Source organism: Paenibacillus sp. FSL H7-0918, from assembly GCF_038007025.1.
Lineage (GTDB): Bacteria > Bacillota > Bacilli > Paenibacillales > Paenibacillaceae > Paenibacillus_AQ > Paenibacillus_AQ odorifer.
On record NZ_JBBOWJ010000001.1, the window covers coordinates 1,036,756 to 1,058,867 of the forward strand.

The 22,112-nt window shown below is 42.3% G+C and carries 16 protein-coding genes and 1 other annotated feature (1 of these 17 running past the window's edge); of the genes, 3 read left to right on the forward strand and 13 right to left on the reverse strand.

Features of this window, described 5'->3' with window-relative positions; translation table 11 throughout:
* Positions 1–76: a binding site (T-box leader), on the reverse strand (it extends 185 nt beyond the left edge of the window).
* 40 nt (positions 77–116) lie between these two features.
* The 3 genes from yidD to MHI15_RS04910 form a co-directional block, all read right to left on the reverse strand.
* Positions 117–380, reverse strand: coding sequence for a membrane protein insertion efficiency factor YidD (gene yidD, locus MHI15_RS04900; RefSeq protein ID WP_036682893.1), 264 nt, complete (start codon positions 378–380; stop codon positions 117–119).
* Positions 381–382: 2 nt separating this feature from the next.
* Positions 383–844, reverse strand: a complete 462-nt coding sequence (locus tag MHI15_RS04905) for a Fur family transcriptional regulator (RefSeq protein WP_036682896.1) — start codon at positions 842–844, stop codon at positions 383–385.
* Between the two features lie 219 nt (positions 845–1,063).
* Entirely contained in the window at positions 1,064–3,298 is a 2,235-nt protein-coding gene (locus MHI15_RS04910; RefSeq protein ID WP_341164172.1) for a copper amine oxidase N-terminal domain-containing protein, read from the reverse strand.
* A 346-nt stretch (positions 3,299–3,644) separates the two neighbouring features.
* Here MHI15_RS04910 and MHI15_RS04915 point away from each other — a divergent pair, with 346 nt between their 5' ends.
* Genes MHI15_RS04915 through MHI15_RS04925 form a run of 3 tightly spaced genes read left to right on the forward strand, consistent with a single transcriptional unit; the run spans position 3,645 to position 7,973 of the window.
* Positions 3,645–5,414 carry a sensor histidine kinase gene (locus MHI15_RS04915; protein ID WP_076134511.1) on the forward strand — a complete coding sequence of 590 codons (1,770 nt, stop codon included), beginning with the start codon at positions 3,645–3,647 and terminating at the stop codon, positions 5,412–5,414.
* A gap of 12 nt (positions 5,415–5,426) precedes the next feature.
* Positions 5,427–6,671 carry a response regulator gene (locus MHI15_RS04920; RefSeq protein ID WP_341164173.1) on the forward strand — a complete coding sequence of 415 codons (1,245 nt, stop codon included), beginning with the start codon at positions 5,427–5,429 and terminating at the stop codon, positions 6,669–6,671.
* Positions 6,672–6,689: 18 nt separating this feature from the next.
* Positions 6,690–7,973: an ABC transporter substrate-binding protein gene (locus MHI15_RS04925; RefSeq protein WP_076281379.1), complete on the forward strand. Its 1,284-nt coding sequence runs from the start codon at positions 6,690–6,692 to the stop codon at positions 7,971–7,973.
* Between the two features lie 73 nt (positions 7,974–8,046).
* Here the strand turns inward: MHI15_RS04925 and MHI15_RS04930 are convergent, their stop codons facing one another.
* The 10 genes from MHI15_RS04930 to pflB all read right to left on the reverse strand — a co-directional run bounded on the left by MHI15_RS04930 (position 8,047) and on the right by pflB (position 22,050).
* Positions 8,047–9,645 carry an ABC transporter substrate-binding protein gene (locus MHI15_RS04930; protein WP_076193080.1) on the reverse strand — a complete coding sequence of 533 codons (1,599 nt, stop codon included), beginning with the start codon at positions 9,643–9,645 and terminating at the stop codon, positions 8,047–8,049.
* Between the two features lie 94 nt (positions 9,646–9,739).
* Positions 9,740–10,702: a carbohydrate ABC transporter permease gene (locus MHI15_RS04935; RefSeq protein ID WP_235219483.1), complete on the reverse strand. Its 963-nt coding sequence runs from the start codon at positions 10,700–10,702 to the stop codon at positions 9,740–9,742.
* A gap of 15 nt (positions 10,703–10,717) precedes the next feature.
* Positions 10,718–11,710 carry an ABC transporter permease gene (locus MHI15_RS04940; RefSeq protein WP_305953563.1) on the reverse strand — a complete coding sequence of 331 codons (993 nt, stop codon included), beginning with the start codon at positions 11,708–11,710 and terminating at the stop codon, positions 10,718–10,720.
* 787 nt (positions 11,711–12,497) lie between these two features.
* On the reverse strand, positions 12,498–13,289 hold the full coding sequence (locus MHI15_RS04945; protein WP_036682908.1) for a response regulator transcription factor: 792 nt from the start codon (positions 13,287–13,289) through the stop codon (positions 12,498–12,500).
* Positions 13,267–15,120, reverse strand: a complete 1,854-nt coding sequence (locus MHI15_RS04950) for a cache domain-containing sensor histidine kinase (protein WP_076179044.1) — start codon at positions 15,118–15,120, stop codon at positions 13,267–13,269. The genes MHI15_RS04945 and MHI15_RS04950 overlap by 23 nt, the downstream gene beginning before the upstream one ends.
* Positions 15,121–15,148: 28 nt before the next feature.
* Complete coding sequence (locus tag MHI15_RS04955) at positions 15,149–15,979, reverse strand: carbohydrate ABC transporter permease (RefSeq protein ID WP_036682912.1); 831 nt, start codon at positions 15,977–15,979, stop codon at positions 15,149–15,151.
* Positions 15,979–16,863 (reverse strand): carbohydrate ABC transporter permease, encoded by an 885-nt coding sequence (locus MHI15_RS04960; protein ID WP_036682917.1) that lies wholly within the window; start codon positions 16,861–16,863, stop codon positions 15,979–15,981. The genes MHI15_RS04955 and MHI15_RS04960 overlap by 1 nt, the downstream gene beginning before the upstream one ends.
* Positions 16,864–16,991: 128 nt before the next feature.
* Positions 16,992–18,398 carry an extracellular solute-binding protein gene (locus tag MHI15_RS04965; RefSeq protein ID WP_076129628.1) on the reverse strand — a complete coding sequence of 469 codons (1,407 nt, stop codon included), beginning with the start codon at positions 18,396–18,398 and terminating at the stop codon, positions 16,992–16,994.
* Positions 18,399–18,833: 435 nt separating this feature from the next.
* Positions 18,834–19,571: a pyruvate formate-lyase-activating protein gene (gene pflA / locus MHI15_RS04970; protein WP_036682920.1), complete on the reverse strand. Its 738-nt coding sequence runs from the start codon at positions 19,569–19,571 to the stop codon at positions 18,834–18,836.
* Between the two features lie 217 nt (positions 19,572–19,788).
* Positions 19,789–22,050: a formate C-acetyltransferase gene (gene pflB, locus MHI15_RS04975; protein WP_248548410.1), complete on the reverse strand. Its 2,262-nt coding sequence runs from the start codon at positions 22,048–22,050 to the stop codon at positions 19,789–19,791.
* Positions 22,051–22,112: the final 62 nt, after the last annotated feature.

Here is a 22,112-nt window from a genome sequence, read left to right on the forward strand (position 1 = left end):
CTCCATACCGGATTTCAGCATATTCCGGCTCTCTGTAATGGACGTAACGATTTACTTATCCGTTCTTCGGAATTCATACTATTACTTGTGAATATACCCAATGGTAAGGCCCCATGTCAAGTCGCAGGGGCAGAATCCTTCTCAGCAGATTCATCTTGAAGAGGCGGCACAGGATCAAGTCCTCCAGGATGAAAGGGATGACATCTGGCAATCCGCTTAGCTGCAAGCCATGAGCCTTTCAATGGACCATGGACTTCAATGGCTTCCAGGGCATAGGCAGAGCAGGTTGGATAGAAGCGGCAGGTTGCAGGTTTAATAGGGGAAATGTACCTGCGATACACCCGAATAGGCGCCTGAATCGTTCTGCGTAGGGTCACCATTTCTAAAGTCCCTTTTGTTTATCTGATGCTGCAACTAATTCTTCTTCCCGGTTCTCTTCACATTCTTTGCAATAACCGAACACCTCAAATTTATGCTTGACTACCCGGAATTGATCGGGTGTATCCGTTAAATTCATCGGGCAGAAATTAATCGGGTAGGTCTTTTGGCATTGAAGGCAGATCATATGATGGTGATGATCCTGATGATTGCAGCTTCCCTTGAACTTCACTCCGTCTTCAAAGACAATCTGTTCAAGCACACCAAGCTCTTCCATTACACGAAGATTGCGGTACACCGTATCAAAGCTAAGTCCGCTATACTTACGGCCCATATGCTCATATACATCCTTCGCTGACAAATATCCCTTATTCTCGCCGAATAACTGGGCAAGCGTTTTGCGTTGGTCGGTGATTCGCAGTCCTTGCCCCGACATGACTTCTAATATTTGTTCTGTCGACAGCATACGCTCATCTCCCATAAGATCAGTTCATTTATATTTCACTCTCTTAATAATGCCCCAAAATAAATGCCCCGTCAATGAAGCACCATGATGCGCCCCTACGCAACCTCTGAATTATTATATTTAAACAAAAGCCCGGCTGCGTATTCCTTTACGGAATATTCAGCCGGGCCTTTATTGTAGATAATTCCCCAATAGAGCTTATAGGGATATTCCTATTTGTTATTTCTTTGCTGGAAGTGGAGTGATGAGGAAATTGACCGGCAAGTTACTGCCTGAAGCTGCTGTGAACAAAATCTCCACAGAACCTCCATACTCACCACTACGATAAACCACACTGTTCATGTCAGCGTTCGAGAGACTTCCCACGCTTGGCATATGCACGATTTGGTTATTAACCATAACCGGCCCCATATAGTTACCGCCACGTGGATTAAACGTAATCAATGAGTTTGGTGCAACATTTTCGAATCTGATCTTGTATAATACCCCGAAATTACCGGCATTGGATGCTTCCGTACCTGCCATTGGGTCTACGCCAGCCAGGTTCTTATCACTGTAATTATCGCCTAGCAGAAGTTTTGCAGGAGTTTTTCCTACCTCATCGGTAACCGTGATAATACGAGTAGAATCTTCGTAAGTTCCCCGATTATGCACTCCGTCTCGATCCAGAACTGGAAGTGTTGGAAGTGTAGTCAGTGGATCTTTATTCGCATCAATCAACATGACATTATAATCGATTGGATAATCACTAAATAAGTCCGCTTGAAGTGAAACAATTTCACTTGGTTTCATAGCAATTTGGTTTAGATCGGTCAGAATTGAGACACTTTCCCCTGGTTGCAGAACAATCGTTTTATAATGCTCATTTGTAAGCATAGATTTCCAATAACGTTCTACAGACATTTTACCAGTACCTTCAGGATATGTGCTTGGGCCTGCAAAGCCCACATATTCGGTTGTAAGCGTCGTTGGGTACAAATTGTTATTCGTAGCAATCACATACACTTTAGCTTTAATATTCAGGTTATTCTTGTGGTGAATCAAGAAGCGGGTTTTACCCAAAGAAGTCTCACGGTAAGTAACACCTTCTGTATACACCGTTTCTGGGCTGTTGCTGCGAATTAGTTTATAAGGCTCGGAAGAAAGATTATAAGCTACTTGCTGCCAAGTAGGAACCATCGATCCATCGATGCTAAACACACTGCCCGGAGATGCAAATAATCTGTTGAAATCTTCTTTACTGTACAAGATTTCATCCGAAATATTAACGGTTTTCTCAAACGTGCTGATCGCGCCATGTGAATCTTTTACTTGGACAGCAATTGTCGCTGGACCCGGAGTAAAGAAAGCCTCGGCCTTGTTCGTCCAAGTTACGGTAATTTCATCACCATCAGGATCGCTACTTAGATCGGTATAAGTAATCATTTCACCCATCTTGTATGAATCCTTGTCTGTAGTGAAATTAGCAACTGGAGGTGTATTAGGTTTAAGCACTGTGATGGTCATGGTGTAAGGATCACTCCACTGTTGATTCGCATCCATTACGGAATAGGTTACTACATAATATCCTGGTTGATCATAGATATCCTGCTTGTTACCTCCCCAGCTTTCATCCACAATAGCTACACCATTTGGTGACGAGCTGGAGGTTACGAAGGTCACTGGTTCACCGGCGTAAATTTCAGTTGGCACTGTGAAGGAAGCTTTAGGTTTGTTGTTTAATGTAAGGATTACTCGTTTTTGCACATTATCAACGGTATATGGAATGCCCAGTGCTCCAGTTATGGATGTCAATGGAACCATGAAAGTCCCCTTGTATTGGTAAGCTGGACCTTTCATCGTCTTCTTCTCACCATTAACTGTATAGACCTTGCTGTCGGTCTTAAAGCGCATAACGTCGCTTCCCTTGGTAACAATGGTTTCTTTCGTTTTATAATCATAAACGTATTTCACGCCTACACGTTCTACCATAGCCCGGATCGAAACGTAGGATACGCCGTTTTTCACTGCCATAGGCTGATTAGCTAAATATTCCTGGCCGTTCTGATACATTTTGTTGCTGTTCATCATAAGAATAAGCTGACTGTTAGCCGCAGCACGAGCACCATCTGTTGTTGTAGGTTCTGTAGTAACTCCAGGTGTTGCAGTCGGAAGCGGTGTTGCAGTAGGTGCAATTGTTGCTGTAGGTTCAACAGTAGCCGTAGGATCAACTGTCTCTGAAGGAATTGGAGTAGGTGTTGGTGTCGGTGACACTACTCCTCCTGGCGTCTCCGTCGGCAATGGCGGCAATGGATCAGTAGATTCTGGCATTACCTCCGGCGCAGCTGAAACAACTGTCCCAACTACAGTAGTATTACTTGGGGTATTATTGACAGCTTCAGCAAAAGCCGGCACTGCCGCGGCGGCCTGAGATACGGCCAAAACAGCAACTAACGTTAACTTTTTCAAATCCATGATATAACTCCTCTGCTCCTATTTGTAAATATAAGTAGGTCTCTGTCTTTTTCATACTCCTCTTATATTCCCCGCAAAATGCTGCCACCCACGGTAGGGCGGCAAAAAGCTTTTGCCACGATCGTCATAACAAACATAGTATTAGACGCATGCCACCATAAAAAGTTTCATTATTAAGTAAAGAAAGATTAACGCTGTATTAAATATTGTTGGACAACCACGCTGTTTCCCCTGAAAAAAATGAGATTTTTTCTATAAATATGTTTATTTTTCGTCTGACTATATTCGCTTTCATTTGCTTTTGTTACAATGTATGGAAGAATATCTTTTACATGCGAGGGATAACATGTCCAAAAAAATCTCCATCCTCGTTCAATTAATCATGGGCTTCTCTCTAATCATCTTCACCATCGTAGGATTCACCATTTTTTTGTCCTACCGCTCTTCCTCTCAAGCTGTTCTAAACCGCTCCAATCAATATATCCTGGAATCCGTCAAGCAACTTCAAGGTAAAATGGACGCAATTCTTCAGGATAACGATAAGCTTTCTTCTACGATCATGTTCAGTCCCTTGATTCAAGAAACCTTGGGAGACTTAGCGTTGTCACGTTCACCTCGTACAGACGCCATGGAAATTACTCGTTACATAGATCAACAGACACGTTCCATAAACTCTGACATCCAGTTCAAGCTGCTCGGTCTGTCCGATGATCAGGTGTATACCAACAGCAGTTCCTTAAAGGTCATCTGGGACAGCGAAAAGGAAATCCGCGATGCTTATTGGTTTCCGGCTATAGCACAGAATAAAGGCCGAATGGTCTGGTTCGGTGTAGATGTATGGCAGAACGGTAATATCCCTGTGGTGATGGGAGCCAGACAAATTAATGATTGGAATGATCTAAACCGGTTAGGAACCCTGTTTCTTGTCCTCCCTGTCGAGGTTATCCATAACGCTGTCAGCCAATTTCACCTCGGCAAAAACGAGAAAATCCAAGTTGTTGATTCATTTAATACCATTGTCTATTCCACAGATCCAAAAGAAATTGGACTCTATATGAACGACGGGCTTCTAAAACAATTCAGCAATCATAAAGCCAGAATCGTTCCACAAAAAATAAACTCACGCAATCTGTTCGTATCCTATGCCTATTCCGACTATAGCGAGTGGAGCGTTTTTGCTTACATTGATTCTAAAGACGCTGTTAAAGATTTAAATACGATTCGCCGGAATATTATTTTAATTGGCCTGCTGGGGATGGGTGCTGCCCTACTATTCACTTTCTTTTTCTCTTGGACCCTATCCAAGCCCCTTCGTAATCTGGCAACCAAGCTGAGCAATGTCGAACGGGGAACTACTTTACCTTTTGTAAAAACAACCATGAACAAAGAAATGGCTATCCTTTATTCAAGCTATAATTCGATGCTCCAAAACCTGGATCATACTATAGCTGACCTATCCAGCAAACAAATTAGTGAAAAGCAAGCTCAGATCGTAGCACTCAAAGCGCAATTCCGCCCGCATTTTCTTTATAACACTTTGAATACAATCTATTGGTCGCTCGCCAACAAGCGCATGCAGGAAGAGTCCCAAATGGTACTCGCTCTAAGTGATCTGCTCCGCTATAGTATTGACCGCGGATCCGAATTCGTTACAGTTGAGGAGGATTTAAAGCAATTAGAACGATTCATTTTTCTCCAGAAGCTGCGCTACGAGGACAAATTGCAGATTGATCTTTTTGTAAATCCTGAGGTTATGAATGGCCAGCTTATGAAATTAACCCTTCAGCCACTTGTCGAAAATGCCATTACTCATGGACTTGAACCCACACTTCGGGAAGTATGGCTAATTCGCATACGCGCCTATAGTGAAGGAACATCTCTGGTGTTAACTGTAGAAGACAACGGGGACGGCATGAGCGAGGAAAGTATGGCAGACGCATTAGTCGGCGGTGAGGTTAATCCGGAGAAGCTGCTTCATACCGGAATTGGACTATCTAATCTAAATCATCGCATAGAGCTAATCTACGGACAGGAATTTGGTCTACAGCTATCAACAAGCGAGCTTGGTGGCTTATTTGTGAAGGTCACTGTTCCATTACAGTATGATCAAAGTTAAGGGGGCACAACGATGAATGTGTTAATCGTGGACGATGAAAGTTTTGTTCGCCGTTCTCTGTCAGAAATGCTGGGAAGTGCGAATCACAACTTTATCATTATTGGCTCGGCAGAGAACGGTTTAGAGGCTGTGCAATTGTTAAAAGAGCATATGGTTGATCTGGTGATATCCGATATCCGAATGCCCGGCATGGATGGGCTGGAACTCGCTAAGCATATCCATGAATGTTATCCAGACACTGAAACCGTGCTGCTCACAGGTTATCAGGACTTCACCTATGCCAGTCAAGCCATCCGTTATGGTGTAAAGGAATATTTGGTTAAACCAAATTCAGTAGAACATATTCTTGAAGTCGCAACAGGCGTATATGAACGTCTTCAATTGAAGAAACAGCAGAGGCAATTAACGCAGCTAAGAGAAAAAAACCTTCGGGAGAAACGCTTATCTGATCTTCTTTACGGCATCCCGTTGCCCTATTTTGAAGAACAACTTATTCCTCCTTTTCATTCCTTTGTAGTCGTAACCGTAAACCATCTTGGAGTGGGCATGCCTCAGAACTGGTCGGAACAAGCCATGTATGCAGCAGTTATAAATATATTAGAAGAATGTTTTGCGCTGTACGCCAACGTTGTTGGCATTCAAGAAGAGCAGGAAGCCATCATGCTATTATTCTATCCTCTTGAGCAGCCTAACGGCGTTGATGAGGTATTGACACAAGAGCTGCTGCATAAGCTATCGGGCATTCTGAAATCGCCATTTTGTGCAGGGGTCTCCAACCCTCACTATCAATTGGGGGCGCTCGCAACCGCCTATCATGAGAGTCTGGAAGCTTGTCAGCAGGTCAAAAAAGAGAGTACGCCATCCGTTATCTTTTTCAGAGACCTCTCCATGCATTCGGCTTCTCCACAGCTCACTGAACAACTACAAGTAAAGGCAACGCGCAGGGTAATCTCTATGATGATTGAGGTTATGAATTCCCGGCTCCAAGAAAATCTCTCCCTCAAAATGATCGCAGACGAACTGTATATGAATCCAACGTATCTCGGCCGATTGTTTAAAGATGATGTAGGGGAGCCTTTCTCTAGCTTTCTTACCAAACTTCGTATTCAAAAAGCTACTGAATTATTAGAGAATGTTACTCTCAAGGTATATGAGGTTAGCGAATTAGTAGGCTTTAAGGATCCTGCGTATTTCAGTCTCATTTTCAAGAAATACATGGGGATGACTCCTCAGGAATTTCAGAAGCACAACAAATAAAGCAGAGGTGTGTTTCTCTTGAATGTAAATGGTAAGTTGATTACTGTCCTATTAACATTTGGCTTGTTACTTAATACAAGTGGTTGTCAGCTCTCCCCTTCCAAGGAAGATACCGCTTTACAAGACCCGATACAGCTGAACATCTGGCTCACTGCTGGATCAGGTCTTGAGTCGCTCATTGACCAATATCAATCCCAACATCCCGAGCTAGAGATTCATATTCAGACCTCCACCTCCACGCAGCTTCCAGCCAAGCTACAGACCTCGTTCGCAGCTGGATATAGTTCGCCGGATGTGGCTGCCATTGATATTAGCTATTTAGATCGCTTCAAACAATTTCCTGATTATTTTTATAATCTAAAAACCTTTGAAGCTGACAATCTGAAGGACCAATTTCTGAATTGGAAGTGGCAGGAGGTGCTGGGTAATGATTTTATTTTCGGATTACCAACGGAAATTGGACCCTATGCCATGTTATATCGAACGGATATATTCGCATTATCAGGCCTCCCTACTAAACCAGAGGAAGTGGCTAAAGAAATCCAAACTTGGGATCAATTCCTTGAAGCGGGCACCAAAGTACAGGAGAGAACAGGAAAAGCTTTTGTAAATGACTTGGAGAACCTCTATCTCACCCTTCTACGTCAGTCCAAGCTTCAATATTACAGTCCCACAACGCAAGAATTGATCCTCGACAATAATCCAGCGGTCAAACGAGCCTGGGACTTCTCAATTCAAGCCCTTAAGCTAAATCTGTCCGCCAGTATTGCAGTGGATACCCAACGCTGGGGTGCAGGCCTGCTCAACGGAGATTTTGCAGTCATGCTCTGTCCGGCTTGGATGATTGGTCATATCAAGAGCAGTGCTCCAACTGCCAGCGGTTTATGGAATGTAACACAAATCCCAGAAAACAGCGCTAATCGCGGAGGCTCCGTTCTGACCTTACCAAAGACAGGTAATCATCCTGATGAATCCTTTGCTCTTATTAAATGGCTAACCGAACCAACGCAGCAATTGGTTTCTTTCAAGGTACAAGGGGCTTTCCCTTCCACCCCCGAAATCTATGATGACCCAGAAATCCACGATCTGCATGATCCTTATTTTCCTAATTCAGAGCTTGGTCTGACCCTTTCGTCAGCAGCAAAAGCAGTAATTCCCACCTATTACGGCCCTCATCATGCTGACGTGGAGACAAGCATGCTCGAATACTTGACCAAAGCTGAAAAAGGCGAGCTAACTCCTGAACTGGCTTGGACCCTTGCTGTTCAAACCGCAAAGCAAATAGACAGCGCCTTCCGCTAAGTACTATCATAAAAAGGCTCTCCCCGGCTAAATTAACCTGCCGGGGAGAGCCTTTTTTGAATTCATTTTCGCTTTATTTTTGCGCAGCCAGGAAAGCATCCAGCTGTTTTTGTTTCTCTGCAATAATCTTATCGAGCCCTGCCTTTTTCAGCTTATCAGCATACTTAGTCAGTACGGTATCAGGATCAACAGAACCCGTATCCAAGCTGATGTCGTATTCATCCATTACAGCTTTACAAGCAGCCATTTCAGTCTTCATTGAGGAGGCATCGAAGTTGAAACCAAGCGCTACAGAGGCTTTACCTTTAGAGTTAAAGGCTTTGAATTGTTCCCATTTGTCTGGAGCTTCACTTTCCCACACGGGGTTCAGGAATTGACTTCCAAGCATCCAAGCTGCAGCCGTATTATAATCAGCTGTTTTATCTGTAGCTTTGATCGTATCACCACTTACGACTTCATAGTGCACACCTTTTATACCGAAAACAAGCAGATTGTTGATATCTTTATCTGTGTGCAGAATATCTAGCACCATCATGGCCCGAGCCGGATCACCAGAGGAAGCGGAGATCGCAAGCATCGATCCAGCAGCATCACTTGTAGAAATCGTTGGATCATTGAATGCAATTTGTTTCAGCTTGCCAACCAAGCCGGTAGCGTTAGCCAGCTCACTATCTTTACCCGGTTTAAGCGATTGCACTGTCATAAAGACATTGCCAGCCTTCATTGCATCCTGAGTCGAATTCGTAGCAACAGCTGCGTCTTTGTTAATGTAACCTTTTTTCATATACTCACGAGTAAGTTTAATGATTTCTTTATAACGATCCATCTCAATCATCGATTGAATCTTAGTATCTGAGGAATCTTTAAGCAGAACACCAGGAATGGCAGCATCACCAAGGGTATCGTATTGTGCCATGTATTGTGAGTTAAAGGTCTCACCTTGTTTGAAATACAATGGAGTCAGGTCAGGTCTTTTCTCCTTCACTACTTTGAGAACTGCATCCAGATCTTGAATGGATTTCACATTCGACATATCGATGCCCAGTTCATCCGCAATATCGGAGCGATAGACAACCCCACCTTGTGCAGCCAGCTCCTTGTTTGTAGGAACAGCATAATTCACACCATTGATCGCTGAACCTTTTAAGAATTGTGGATCCAGATTTTTTAGAATTCCTTGGCCGTATTCATTTAGGAGATTACCATATTTGCCGCTATCGTCATTAATCGGGAGATAAGCGCCTTTAGCTGCATTCGTTACGTAGTTCTTCCATTGAGCTGTAAAGATGATATCGAATTTTTCCTGACTCGCAATTTTCAGATTGACATCATTGTCCCATGGACCCCAATCGATCGGTGCGATATCCAATTTGGCGTTGATTTTAGGTTCCAATAACTTATTGATTTCATCTTCTACAGCTTTTTCATCCTTTTGCACGGCACCGACATAAATTAACTTGACGGTATAAGGCTCCAATTCTTTTGCCGGTTCGGCAGTAGGATCCGCGGCTGGCTCATCCGTAGCAGCAGCATTGGTAGCGGTTGCATTTTCGCTTGGAGCAGGTGAAGCTGCTTCATTATTCCCGTTATTCCCACCGCAGCCTGCTAAACTAAGACTCAGTACCATCGTTAGCAATAGTGTCATTAGTGCGCTTTTTCTAACAGCTTTCATATACACCATAACCTCCCTCAAAATATTTATATATGCTGAATCGGCCGTTCACACCTTAGCATAAAGCGGCCGAATTAAGCCATTACAATCGTCCTTAACCTTTGACAGCACCCACGGTAAGCCCTTTAATAAAATACTTCTGGAAGAAGGAATATACAAACACGATAGGTCCGATACCAATAACAGCCATCGCCATTCTTACCGTTTCTGTTGGAATATTGATTTCTACACCCTGTGCAGCCAAGGCAGCCATCGCCTGAGGACTTGCTGTCAGGAATTGAACATTCAGCATCGTCTTATACATTAGGTATTGTAAATTGACATGACCTTCGGGTGAGATAAAGATCAAACTAAGGTACCAATCATTCCAATAGGCCAGGGTCTGAAACAAACCTACTGTAGCTAACACTGGCATAGACAAAGGCAAAATAATTTGAACGAAGATCCGGAATTCTGGTGCCCCATCGATCTTAGCAGATTCGATTAAAGCTGGCGGTATGGTATTGGCAAAAAAGGTCCGTAAGATGATAACAAAGAAAGCAGAAACCAGCAGCGGCATAATTAGAATCCATAACGTATCCTTCATATGCATCATTCGCGTGTAGACCAGATACCAAGGCACAAGGCCCCCATTAAACAACATTGTAAAAAACATAAAAAATGAGAAGAAATTACGATGTGGAAAATCTCCACGTGAGATAGGGTAAGCGTACATAGCCATAATGATAAGACTCAGAATCGTGCCCACCACAGTCACAAATAACGAAACGGAAGCTGCATCGATAATTTGCCAATAATCTTTTAACAGAAATTCATAAGAAGAAATATCCCACTTGTTAGGAAAAAAGCTGTAGCCGTTCTGAATAACGGAATTCTCGTCCGAAAACGATACAATAACTACGAGGATCAGCGGCACCACACAAATCGCTGTGTATATCCAAAAGAATATATTAATTAGCAAATTAGATATATTAGATATTTCATTGGGTTGTCTTTGCCGTTTTGTGCGCTTTCCTGTACGCCGTGACGACCCTATTGCTGTTTCTGTCTGGCTCAACACTCCCACCTCCCTTTAGAATAAAGCATCATCTTTACTGATTCGCCGCACTGCTAGATTCGCTAAGAAAATCAATAGAAATCCTACAACAGATTGAACGAGACCCGCGGCTGAAGACATTCCTATATCACCGATTGCGAGGAAGGTTTGATATACATATGTGTCGATAACCTGCGTCGTCGAGTATAACGCTCCTGCATTTCTCGTAACCTGAAAGAATAATCCGAAGTCTGCGTTAAAAATCCTGCCTATCTGCAGCAGCGTCATTACTATAATAACTGGGCTGATTAGCGGCAGTGTGATTTTTCGAATCTGCTTCCATTTAGAAGCTCCATCAATAAGTGCAGCCTCATAATATTCATTATCTATTCCAATAATAGCGGCCATATAAATAACCGTTGTATACCCAATCTCTTTCCATATCTTCACGATTACTAGAATCCCAGGCCAATATTTGGACTGTGAATACCATTCGATAGGATCCACCCCAAAGAACGGGAGTAATGTCTTGTTCATGAACCCATGCTCTGCACTCAGAAAGCCGTATACTAAGTAACTTACGACGACCCAAGAGAGAAAATAAGGGAGAAACATAGCGCTTTGATGGAATTTCGATAGCCATCTGCTGCGCATTTCGTTAAACATAATTGCGAAAGCCAGCGAAAAAAATAGCGTCAGTATAATAAACGCTGTATTATACAATAACGTATTCCTCGTAATGATCCAGGCCGTCTCCGTCGAGATTAAATATTTGAAGTTCGCTAACCCGACCCAATCACTACCCAGAATCCCTTTTTGGTAATTGATATCCTTAAATGCAATTACCGTCCCTAACATCGGTATGTAATTATTGATGATTAGAATCACTATCGCAGGTAACATCATCAAATAGAACACCCAATATTTCTTCATTACTCTAAGAAAATTCGGCGTTCTTCCCCTGCCTGGTTTCTTTACTTCTGACAAGCTGACGGAAGGATTCGTCACACTCATTTTTGGTTCCCCCATTCTCCATCATCCCATTCTTAAGCCCCAATTACTCTTGCTTGCCTAACGTTTTGTGTATCCTCCTTACACTTTAATTAAAACATATGATAATTTATGGGAGTATAGGGAACATATTATATTTCTATAAAAAAAGAGACGATTATCCTCGAAAATCGAGGAAAACCATCTCTTCAGCCTCTAATAGAGGCAAAAAATTTAATTAATCATAGCTTATGTACCTTAATCGCATTTATCACAGCCAAGGGCTGGTTGATAATCTTTTCTCTTCATCACAGCCAAGGCTGGTTGATAATCTTTTCTCTTCATCACAGCCAAGGGCTGGTTGATAATCTTCGTACTTTATCACAGCCAAGGGCTGGTTGATAATCTTTTCTCTTCATCACAGCCAAGGGCTGGTTGATAATCTTCGTACTTTATCACAGCCAAGGGCTGGTTGATAATCTTTTCTCTTCATCACAGCTAAGGGCTGGTTGATAATTTCTGCCTTAGATTAACTAGGCAATCAGTCCTTGTGTTCCCAGAGAGGCCCACATCCGCAGGTGTGGGACGGCCCTATACTACTACGAAGAGGGGTGAGGGAGAAGGAACGGAAAGGAAGTTTGGAACTGTAGGAGCGTAGCGTTCGCCTTTATCCTCGGATTTCAACCGCTAATAGCGGTTTCTAATCAAGAAATCTGAGGATAACAGCGACCGGAAGTCCAAACATTCCTTGGAGCGACGCTAACCTCACCACTCAGCAACAAACATTCCTTGGAGCGACGCTAACCTCACCACTCAGCAGCCGACCTCACTGCACTTCGGTCCGGCATCGGTCGCGATACTCCTTAGGCGACATTCCTGTCTGCTTCTGAAATACCTTGGTAAAATAACGCCGCTCCTGATAGCCAACTCCCGAGCCAATCATCGTAATACTCTTATCGCTGTTAGTTAGCATAAACTTAGCAGCTTCAATTCGTTGTAGGGTCACGTATTCCACGAAGGTCATAGCAAAACGATTCTTAAATAAGAGACAGAAATAACTGCCACTAATCCCGATCTTATTCGCCACTTCCTCAATCCCAATATCTGAATGGAGATGTTCTGTGATGTACTTAGCTGCTTGGTTCATCAGCTGATCCGGTGTTTTTTTGCCAGAATCATCTTCACCTTCAGGGATTTCCTGAAAAATTGGAATGCTATTATACAGTTTATTCTTAAACTGCTTACTACGGATCTTAGCCCCAATCTCCCGTACCTTATTGCCAAGCTCTTCATAATGTATCGGCTTACAAATATACTCTTTAACACCTAGCCGAATCGCTTCCCGTGCATAATCAAACTCCTGATATCCGGTAAGAAGCAGCACCTCGCTATCCAATCCCATCTCCCGCAACTTACCGATAAAAGTTAACCCGTCCATCACTGGCATACGGATGTCACATAACACAAGATCAGGCTGTTTCTCCTCGGCAATACGCAAAGCATCCATTCCGCTTCGCGCCATACCGACAACCTCCATCCCCATCTCCTGCCAAGGCAACACCCTGTTCAGATTATTCAGAATTGGGGCTTCGTCATCAACCAATAATACTTTTAGCATAATGATCTTCCCCCTGCTCGTATTTAGGTATGACACATTGGATAATAGTACCATGACCTGGACTAGAACAGATAAATATTCCGTACCTGTCACCGTATTCAATGCGGATGCGATCTGCTACACTGCGAATACCAAGACCTCTGCGTTCAAGATTCATCCGGTTATCCCGTTCAACCTTAACTTCTTGCTCCACAGGATCATTCACAATATATTGAAAAATAGCTAACTGAGAAGGTGTAATACCAATACCATTATCTTCAATACGTAAAATCAAATCCCCCTGCTTCTCCCAAACTTTCACAGAAACATGACCTTTGTAATCAATGCCCTCAAACCCATGTTGAATGCTGTTCTCTACAAGCGGTTGTAACGTGAGTTTAAGGATACCGCAACTCATCAATTCATTCGGAATATCGATCTCGTATTCGAACAAATCTTCAAAGCGGAATTTTTGTATATCCAAATAATTGCGTAAATGTTTAACTTCTTCATCCAGTGTAATCTCTTCCCGATCCTGAATGCTGATTCGCAAAATACTGGCCAGCCTGTAGACCATCTCACTAACTTTTTTGCCTTCATTCTGTATAGCGAGAACATTGATTGATTCTAATGTATTGAATAAAAAATGTGGTTTAATCTGTGCCTGCAGAACACGCATCTCAGCTTGATTCTTGCGACGCTGCTCCACATGAATTCTGTTAAACAACCCATTGATTTTATCCATAAGATCATTAAAACCCTTAGCAAGCAGCGTTAACTCATCATTTCCTTTAACTTCTACCCTAGTGGTCAGATCTCCGTCTTCAACCCGGCGCATAAAACGAACAATGACAGCGATGCCGCCGGTAATCCGGTTCATAAAAAATAAATTGAAGATCACAGCTGCCAATAAGCAAAGGAAAATCACAGCGACGAACCAACGAGCAAATACTGTAACTTCATGAGACAACGTATTCCAAGAAGTCACAGATACCAGACTCCATGGATAGTCCTTCAAGTGATACATGGAAAGAATGCTTTTCTCCCCGTTGTACTCTGTTTTGAAACTCTGAAACCCTTTTTTAAAGGTAATCTCTTTATCCGCGAAAGACTGGAAGTCCTGTCCATCCAGCTTTTGATCTGGGTCAAAAAGAATCATTCCATCATCATTTACAAGCATAAAGGAAACATCCTGATTGCTATCCCCAATTTTTAGATTGCGAAATATGGATTCGAACTCCCAATTCTTGATCTGCACAACTAGGATACCTATGTTTTGAAAGAAGCTCAATTCCTTCACTAGCCGAATTTGTGTAAACACAGGTTCAGTACCCGTAAGCTCGGGATACTCGTGAGGAGCCAGCCATTTCGGCACACCATTCAAGTCCATAACTTCCTGGTACAGATCACTTTTTTTGAATGTATCATAGGGTAGCGTTCGGAAATTTTCCTTGTTAAAAAGCGACACGATTTCAGAGTTACCTCTACCGTTAAAATTGTACAAAAATGCATAGCTGATCGATGGATGATTAAACAACAGACTACGGAAATTGCGCTGGCTCGCATTCAGATTCAGTTGCTCAGCATCAGTCAAATCCTGGTTGTTAGGATCATCTGCACTAAGGGCCATATGAAATACCGAGGTAGCAATTCCGTTGTCTGTAACGTTATCCATATCTTTTAATACATTAGAAATACTGTAGCTAATCGCTTTAAGTGAGTATTCCGACTGCTGACTGTACTTTTTCTCAATAGAATTATAAGTCACAAAAAACATAAGCATGCCTAGAATAAATAAAGGAATGATAATCAGGCCCAAAAATGCCGTAAATAATTTATAGCGCAAATTCATCGGCTAGTGCTCCTGACTGAGAATAAAGTTATCCTTTTACGCCGCCCGCTGTTACACCTTCAATAATCTTCTCCTGCAGAATAGCATAAATGATAATTACCGGCAGGACGCTGAAGACGATACCGGCTGACATTTGTGCATAGTTCATCTGGTATTGATCACGGAATTGGACCATACCTACTGGAAGCGTTCGCAGCTCGTCATTCGACAGGAAGTAGTTAGCTAGCAAGAACTCGTTCCAATTTCCCAGGAAATTAACAATGAATACAGTAACCATAGCCGGAACCGTTAGAGGTACAATAATTCTAGCAAAGATACCCGGTGCCTTCAAGCCATCCATGACCGCAGCTTCTTCTATTTCTCTAGGTAAATTTCGCATAAATGCTGCTAAAATAATGATGGTAAATGGAATCGCATTGGCGATATAAGGAATGATCAACGCCCAGTGGGTGTTCAGTATTCCTAACTTACGTACAATCGTATAAATCGGCAGCATTAAAGCATTATTCGGAATGAGCATTCCCACTAAAACCAGTGAGAACAAAATAGTATTCCATTTCCCCTGACGCATCCGTGTAACCGCAAAAGCAAACATAGACGCAAGCAGAATGGACACTACAGAGGCAAGGATCGAAATGTACAAACTGTTGAAAAAGTAAGTACTGATCTTGGCATTTACCCAAGCTTCCACGTAGTTGTTGAAGACGAATTCCTTTGGAATACCGAAAGGATTAAGCGCAATCTCATTGTTATCCTTTTTCACAGAAGAGAATAATACGAATAGGAAAGGAAACAGGATCACTAACAAATAGAATAAAAGGGCAATATGTGGCAGACTCTTTTTCAGGGCGCGTGGCATCAGTATTCAATCCTTTCTGTACGACGTGCAATCAGCAGCTGATAAAGGACTGTAACCACCAGTGTAAACGCAAAGATCAGGACAGCGATGGCATTTCCGTATCCATACTTAAAGTTCGTGATCGCATATTTAATCATGTATGTTGCCATTACATCGGTTGAACCTGCAGGTCCCCCCTTAGTCATAACGATGACGATATCCGCAGCTTTCATTGCTCCAGCAATGGATAGCATAATTACAACCGAGATGATCGGTACGATTAGTGGAAGCGTGATACGAGTAGCGCGTTGAAATCCAGTTGCGCCGTCAATGGCTGCAGCTTCATCCAATTCACCAGGAATAGCTAGAATCGCCGCTAGGACCATAACGATATAAAATCCAGTCCACTGCCAAGCATTCGTCAACAAAATAGAAAGCATTGCAAATCTTTCATCTGACAGCCAGTAAATAGGATTAATTCCTACTAGACTAAGGAGCTTATTAAAAAGTCCAATGTTGGGCTCATAGATAAACCCCCAGAGAATACCGATAACCGCTGTAGACATAATGGAAGGCATAAAGACTGCTGTCTTATATAAGCCCTTTAACTTCTTCACATTAGAAATTAATAACGAGAAGAATACGATCAACGGTACCTGTATACATACGGAGAAAAGAATAAACCAACCGTTGTTTTTAACGGATATCCAGAATCGTTCATCTCCTAGTGCTTTCTCATAATTACTTAATCCGGCTGATTTAACCGTCTCCGATACACCGTTCCAACTAGTAAAGCTGTAATAAATAGAACTAAAAATGGGGTAAATGAAAAACATCGTGAACAATATCAATGCTGGAAGAACGAAAAGGAAAAATACCACTGGATTTCTTAATGCTTTATTCATGACTACCTCCGGTTGCTTTGACATCTGGCGAATAGTGAATGCTTCAGATCAAGTGCAAACACATATTTTCTTTGATTTTAAAAATGTACCCTGGATTTAGCACCAGGGTACATTCAGTTTGCAGCTATTTATTCAACTGCTGCGTTTGCTTCTTCTTGTACCTTTTGCAAAGCTTCGCCCATTTTCTCAGGAGTCGTCTGATCGCCAATCAGTTTTTGAATTTGAATGTTACTGATTTCTGTAGTTACATCAGCTTGAACAAGAGAGTCAAATGCTGGGAACGAAGATTGTGAGTTGTTAAGTACACCTACGATTTCGCTCATCAGATCATCAGTAATATTCTCATTCAATACGTTTTGGTCAATCTTCATTGCTGGCAATACACCATCTTCAACAAGTCCGCGCAATTGCATTTCTTCATTAAATAAGTTTTTAATAAAAGATTTCACAGCAGCCAATTGACGTGGATCTTTCTCAGCAGATGCAGAGAAACCATAACCATTGTTCACATCGCGCATCAATGCAGTTTGGTCACCCGCTCCGCCTTCAACTGCTGGGATGTTGAAGAATCCAACTTTACCAATCAAACCTTCGCCAGATTGGCCCGTTTTAAATACGGAGGATTTCCAAGTACCATCATACAGCAGGATCGCTTCACCACTAGTGAATTGTGTTGTGTATTCAGCATATTCAAAGCCAAGTTCGCCTTTTTTGAAGTAGCCTTTATCAACCCATTCTTTGTATTTCGCAAATCCTTTTACTACATTTGGATCAGACCATTTAGCTTCGCCTGTTGCAAATTTAGCAGTTACATCCGGACCTGCATAACGTGACCACAGGTGGTTAGCTAACATAAGTGGTACCCAACCAGCTTTGGATGCACCAGCCAAAGGTACTTTTCCATCAGCCTTGATATCAGCCAATTGTTGTTCCAATTCAGCAAATGTTGTTGGAGCCTTCCAGCCCTTGCTTGTATAGTATTCTTTGTTATAGAAGAAACCTTCACCAGAACCACCGATAGGCAATCCATAGATTTTTCCTTCATAAGTGAAAGGATCTAGATTTGAGAATTTATCCTTAATTCCAAGTTCCTCAAGAATTGGAGTCAGGTCAAGTAATTTACCTTCTTTAGCATAGATCTTGGAGTCAGGGCTACCGAACAGATCGAAGATTTCCGGTGGATTACCCGCAGCCATTTCACCACGCAATTTTTCTTTACGGTTTACATCTGAATCTACCCCATCGAGTTTAAAGGTCAGACCCGGTACATCCTCTTGTACTTTGTTAACTACTTCTTCGAGAATAGCCAGACGTTTCTGCTTGTCTGCACCGATTTGAGTGTGACGAATCGTCATTTCAAATGGCTCGTTATTTACCGGTTCTTCTGTTGCTGGAGCATTTGTAGCGGCTGAGTTAGTCGCGGTAGCGTTTCCATCTCCTTTGTTAGAAGACGCATTGTTGTTGCCTCCGCAACCAGTCAGTAAAGCTGATGATACGAAAATCAGGGACAATAGCAAAGTCATACTTTTTTTCATTTCTTGTGACCCTCCCTATATATTGATGTGCTTTACACTTCTTATTATAGAAAACAGACTTCATTATCGTAAGGTTAAGATTCATCCACTATAGGGATAAAAATCTCTAATGTAAGCGGAATCAACTACATGATAAGTTATATTTTATAACATCAAAATGTTAAATCGCTTTATTCATTTGTTTTTCTCATCACAAAAGTTTGTTTTTCTTTAAAACATTTAATTAAAATATTAAATTAGTCATATTACCTGACATATTTATTTATTATCTACCCCATAAACCACGTGTAACTATAGCATGTCTTTATTAGGAATAATATAAAATTCCCCCTCAGAGGAGCTTTAACCCCTCCCTTTTTACTTCCTCATAACAAAAAACCGCACCTTCAGTGATCAACCACTGAGGGTACGGTCTCTCTTAAAAATAAATATCTATTATACCAATGCCGTTTGCTTACGACCTTCTTCGACCAAGCGATATGCCCGTTGCACTTCTTCTTCTGTTGGAGAAGGTACTCCATCCAGTTCATAAGCTTTGCCGAGCATTTCCCATTTATAGATACCCATCTGATGATAAGGTAAGATTTCGAATTTCTCGACGCCATTTAAGGTTCCAATATAACGACCTAAGTTAATGAGATCCTCTTCACGATCATGAATACCAGGAACATATACATGTCGGATCCACATCTTACGATTATGGTCTGAGAGCCAGCGTGCAAGCTTCAAAGTTCGATCATTGGATTTACCGGTTAATTTGATATGCGCTTCTTCATCAATATGCTTCAGATCAAGCATAACCAAATCTGTTACATCCAATAAGTCATTAATCTTGTCACCTTCGTTGTAACCATTACTGTCTAATGTGGTATGCAGATTCCAACGCTTCTTCACTTCCGTGAATAACTGCTTTACAAATTGCGCCTGCAAGGTTGGTTCTCCACCGGATACAGTTAACCCGCCACCGGATGAACGATAGTAGTTTATATATGGCTCGATCTCCGAAAGTACTTCTTCTAGAGTCATTTCTTTACCTTCATCTAAAGCCCAAGTATCAGGGTTATGGCAATACTGACATTTCAGCAAGCAGCCTTGCATAAATAAGACAAATCGAATACCAGGTCCATCAACGGTTCCAAAGGTTTCCAAAGAGTGTATGCGACCTTTAATCATAGGATGTCATCCTTTCGCCACGACAGACTAACAGTCCCTTTTTCAACGATGAAGATCCCTGTCCTTGAGACTGTCATATCCCTATATCGCGGCAATAAAATTTAAAATTTTAACAATTCTCAAACAAGATATTACCGCCCTTGAGACAAGGGCGGTATCTTCCTTGCAATTATTTCAATAGTAGTACTAATTCAAAGATCTTCATGACAGGAACAAATTACATCGAACCGTGGAATGTACGGTTGATTACATCCATTTGTTGTTCACGAGTCAGCTTGATGAAGTTAACTGCATAACCGGATACACGGATAGTCAATTGTGGATAGTTCTCTGGGTGCTCCATAGCGTCCATCAGCTGTTCACGGTTAAATACGTTAACATTCAAATGCTGAGCGTTGTTATGGAAGTATCCATCCATCATGTGTACCAGGTTAGACTTACGGGAATCCTCGTCTTTACCAAGTGCCTTAGGTACGATGGAGAACGTATTAGAGATACCATCTTGTGCATCGGAGTAAGGCAGTTTAGCTACAGAGTTCAGGGAAGCCAAGGCGCCTTTCTTGTCACGTCCGTGCATTGGGTTAGCACCTGGTGCGAAAGGTTCACCTTTCTTCCGTCCGTCAGGTGTAGTACCTGTCTTCTTACCGTACACTACATTCGAAGTAATGGTCAGTACCGATTGAGTCGGTACAGAATCACGATATGTTTTGTTTTTACGGATCATAGTCATGAAGGTTTCAACCAATTCTACTGCGATGCTGTCTACAGCATCGTCATTGTTACCGTAGCAAGGGAATTCGCCTTCGGTTTCGAAGTCGATCGCAATACCTTGTTCGTTACGAATAGGTTTTACTTTGGCGTATTTAATTGCGCTTAGTGAGTCAGCTGCAACGGACAGCCCAGCAATACCACAAGCCATCGTACGCAGAATGTCACGGTCATGCAGCGCCATTTCGATACGTTCGTAAGAATATTTGTCATGCATATAGTGAATGATGTTCAAAGTGTTAACATAAGTCTTAGCCAACCACTCCATCATCGGTTTGAAACGTTTCATTACTTCGTCATAATCCAGATATTCAGAAGTGATCGCTGGGAATTCCGGTCCAACTTGTGCTCCGGATTTTTCGTCTATACCACCATTGATAGCATACAGCAATGCTTTTGCCAGGTTGGCACGAGCGCCGAAGAACTGCATTTGTTTACCGATACGCATTGGAGATACGCAGCAAGCAATCGCATAATCTTCACCCCAGTATGGACGCATTACATCGTCATTTTCATACTGAATTGCACTAGTTTCGATGGAAACCTTAGCACAATATTTTTTGAAGGCTTCAGGCAATTTTTCGGACCACAGTACAGTTAAGTTTGGTTCCGGAGCTGGACCCAAGTTGTACAGGGTGTTCAAGAAACGGAAGCTGTTCTTAGTAACACGAGTTGTTCCGTCTTCAGCCATACCACCGATGGATTCAGTTACCCATGTTGGGTCGCCGGAGAACAGATCATTATAGTCAGGTGTACGCAAGAATTTCACGATACGCAGTTTCATTACGAAATGATCGACGATTTCTTGTACTTGTTCTTCAGTCAAAGTACCTTCAGCAATATCGCGTTCTGCATAGATGTCCAGGAAAGAGGACACACGGCCCAGGGACATCGCCGCACCATTTTGCTCTTTAACTGCTGCCAGATATCCGAAGTATACCCATTGAGTAGCTTCTTTGAAGTTGGTCGCCGGTCTGGAAATATCCATACCATGAGCAGCTGCCATTTCTTTCAATTCGCCAAGTGCACGAATTTGCTCAGACAGCTCTTCACGCAAACGAATGATATCTTCAGTCATGGAATCTACTTCAAGCTCAGTTTGTTGTTGTTTTTTGTCTTTAATGAGGAAATCAATACCGTACAGAGCAATGCGGCGGTAGTCGCCGATGATGCGTCCGCGGCCGTAAGCATCAGGAAGACCTGTAATTACGCCGGATTTACGCACAGCTCTCATGTCTGGTGTATATGCATCAAATACGCCTTGGTTATGCGTTTTGCGAATGTTCGTAAACATGTCAACGATGTTTTGTGGAAGCTCGAAGCCATAAGCCTTCGTAGCATCAACCATCATCTTGATCCCGCCGAATGGCTGGATGGAACGTTTGAAAGGAGCATCAGTCTGTACGCCTACAATTTGTTCCTTGTCCTTGTCAATGTAGCCTGGAGCATGTGAAGTGATTGTGGAGACAGTATCTAGGGAAACATCCCATACGCCGCCTCTTTCTCTTTCTTCCTTGCTCAATTGGGAAATAATCTTCCACAGTTCAGTTGTGTTACTAGTAGGTCCTACGAGGAATTCTTCGTTTCCTTCATAAGGCTTAATGTTGCTTGCGATAAAGTTGTTAACGTCAACTTTTCTGGACCATTTACCTTTTGCAAAACTTCTCCAACCGGATTTCACTTCTTGTACATCTTTTTCAATCACCGACATGCTAAATCCCTCCATCTATATTTATATTATATTTGTAGAGATCGCGGGCTTGAAGGTTGATC

Bases quoted from the DNA above. Each gene is read 5' to 3' on its own strand.
- MHI15_RS04930 (WP_076193080.1), bottom strand. From the start codon at position 9,645: ATGAAAGCTGTTAGAAAAAGCGCACTAATGACACTATTGCTAACGATG.
- MHI15_RS04910 (WP_341164172.1), bottom strand. From the start codon at position 3,298: ATGGATTTGAAAAAGTTAACGTTAGTTGCTGTTTTGGCCGTATCTCAG.
- MHI15_RS04950 (WP_076179044.1), bottom strand. From the start codon at position 15,120: ATGAATTTGCGCTATAAATTATTTACGGCATTTTTGGGCCTGATTATC.
- pflB (WP_248548410.1), bottom strand. From the start codon at position 22,050: ATGTCGGTGATTGAAAAAGATGTACAAGAAGTGAAATCCGGTTGGAGA.
- yidD (WP_036682893.1), bottom strand. From the start codon at position 380: ATGGTGACCCTACGCAGAACGATTCAGGCGCCTATTCGGGTGTATCGC.
- MHI15_RS04905 (WP_036682896.1), bottom strand. From the start codon at position 844: ATGCTGTCGACAGAACAAATATTAGAAGTCATGTCGGGGCAAGGACTG.
- MHI15_RS04960 (WP_036682917.1), bottom strand. From the start codon at position 16,863: ATGAATAAAGCATTAAGAAATCCAGTGGTATTTTTCCTTTTCGTTCTT.
- MHI15_RS04940 (WP_305953563.1), bottom strand. From the start codon at position 11,710: ATGGGGGAACCAAAAATGAGTGTGACGAATCCTTCCGTCAGCTTGTCA.
- MHI15_RS04920 (WP_341164173.1), top strand. From the start codon at position 5,427: ATGAATGTGTTAATCGTGGACGATGAAAGTTTTGTTCGCCGTTCTCTG.
- MHI15_RS04945 (WP_036682908.1), bottom strand. From the start codon at position 13,289: ATGCTAAAAGTATTATTGGTTGATGACGAAGCCCCAATTCTGAATAAT.
- MHI15_RS04955 (WP_036682912.1), bottom strand. From the start codon at position 15,979: ATGCCACGCGCCCTGAAAAAGAGTCTGCCACATATTGCCCTTTTATTC.
- pflA (WP_036682920.1), bottom strand. From the start codon at position 19,571: ATGATTAAAGGTCGCATACACTCTTTGGAAACCTTTGGAACCGTTGAT.
- MHI15_RS04965 (WP_076129628.1), bottom strand. From the start codon at position 18,398: ATGAAAAAAAGTATGACTTTGCTATTGTCCCTGATTTTCGTATCATCA.
- MHI15_RS04915 (WP_076134511.1), top strand. From the start codon at position 3,645: ATGTCCAAAAAAATCTCCATCCTCGTTCAATTAATCATGGGCTTCTCT.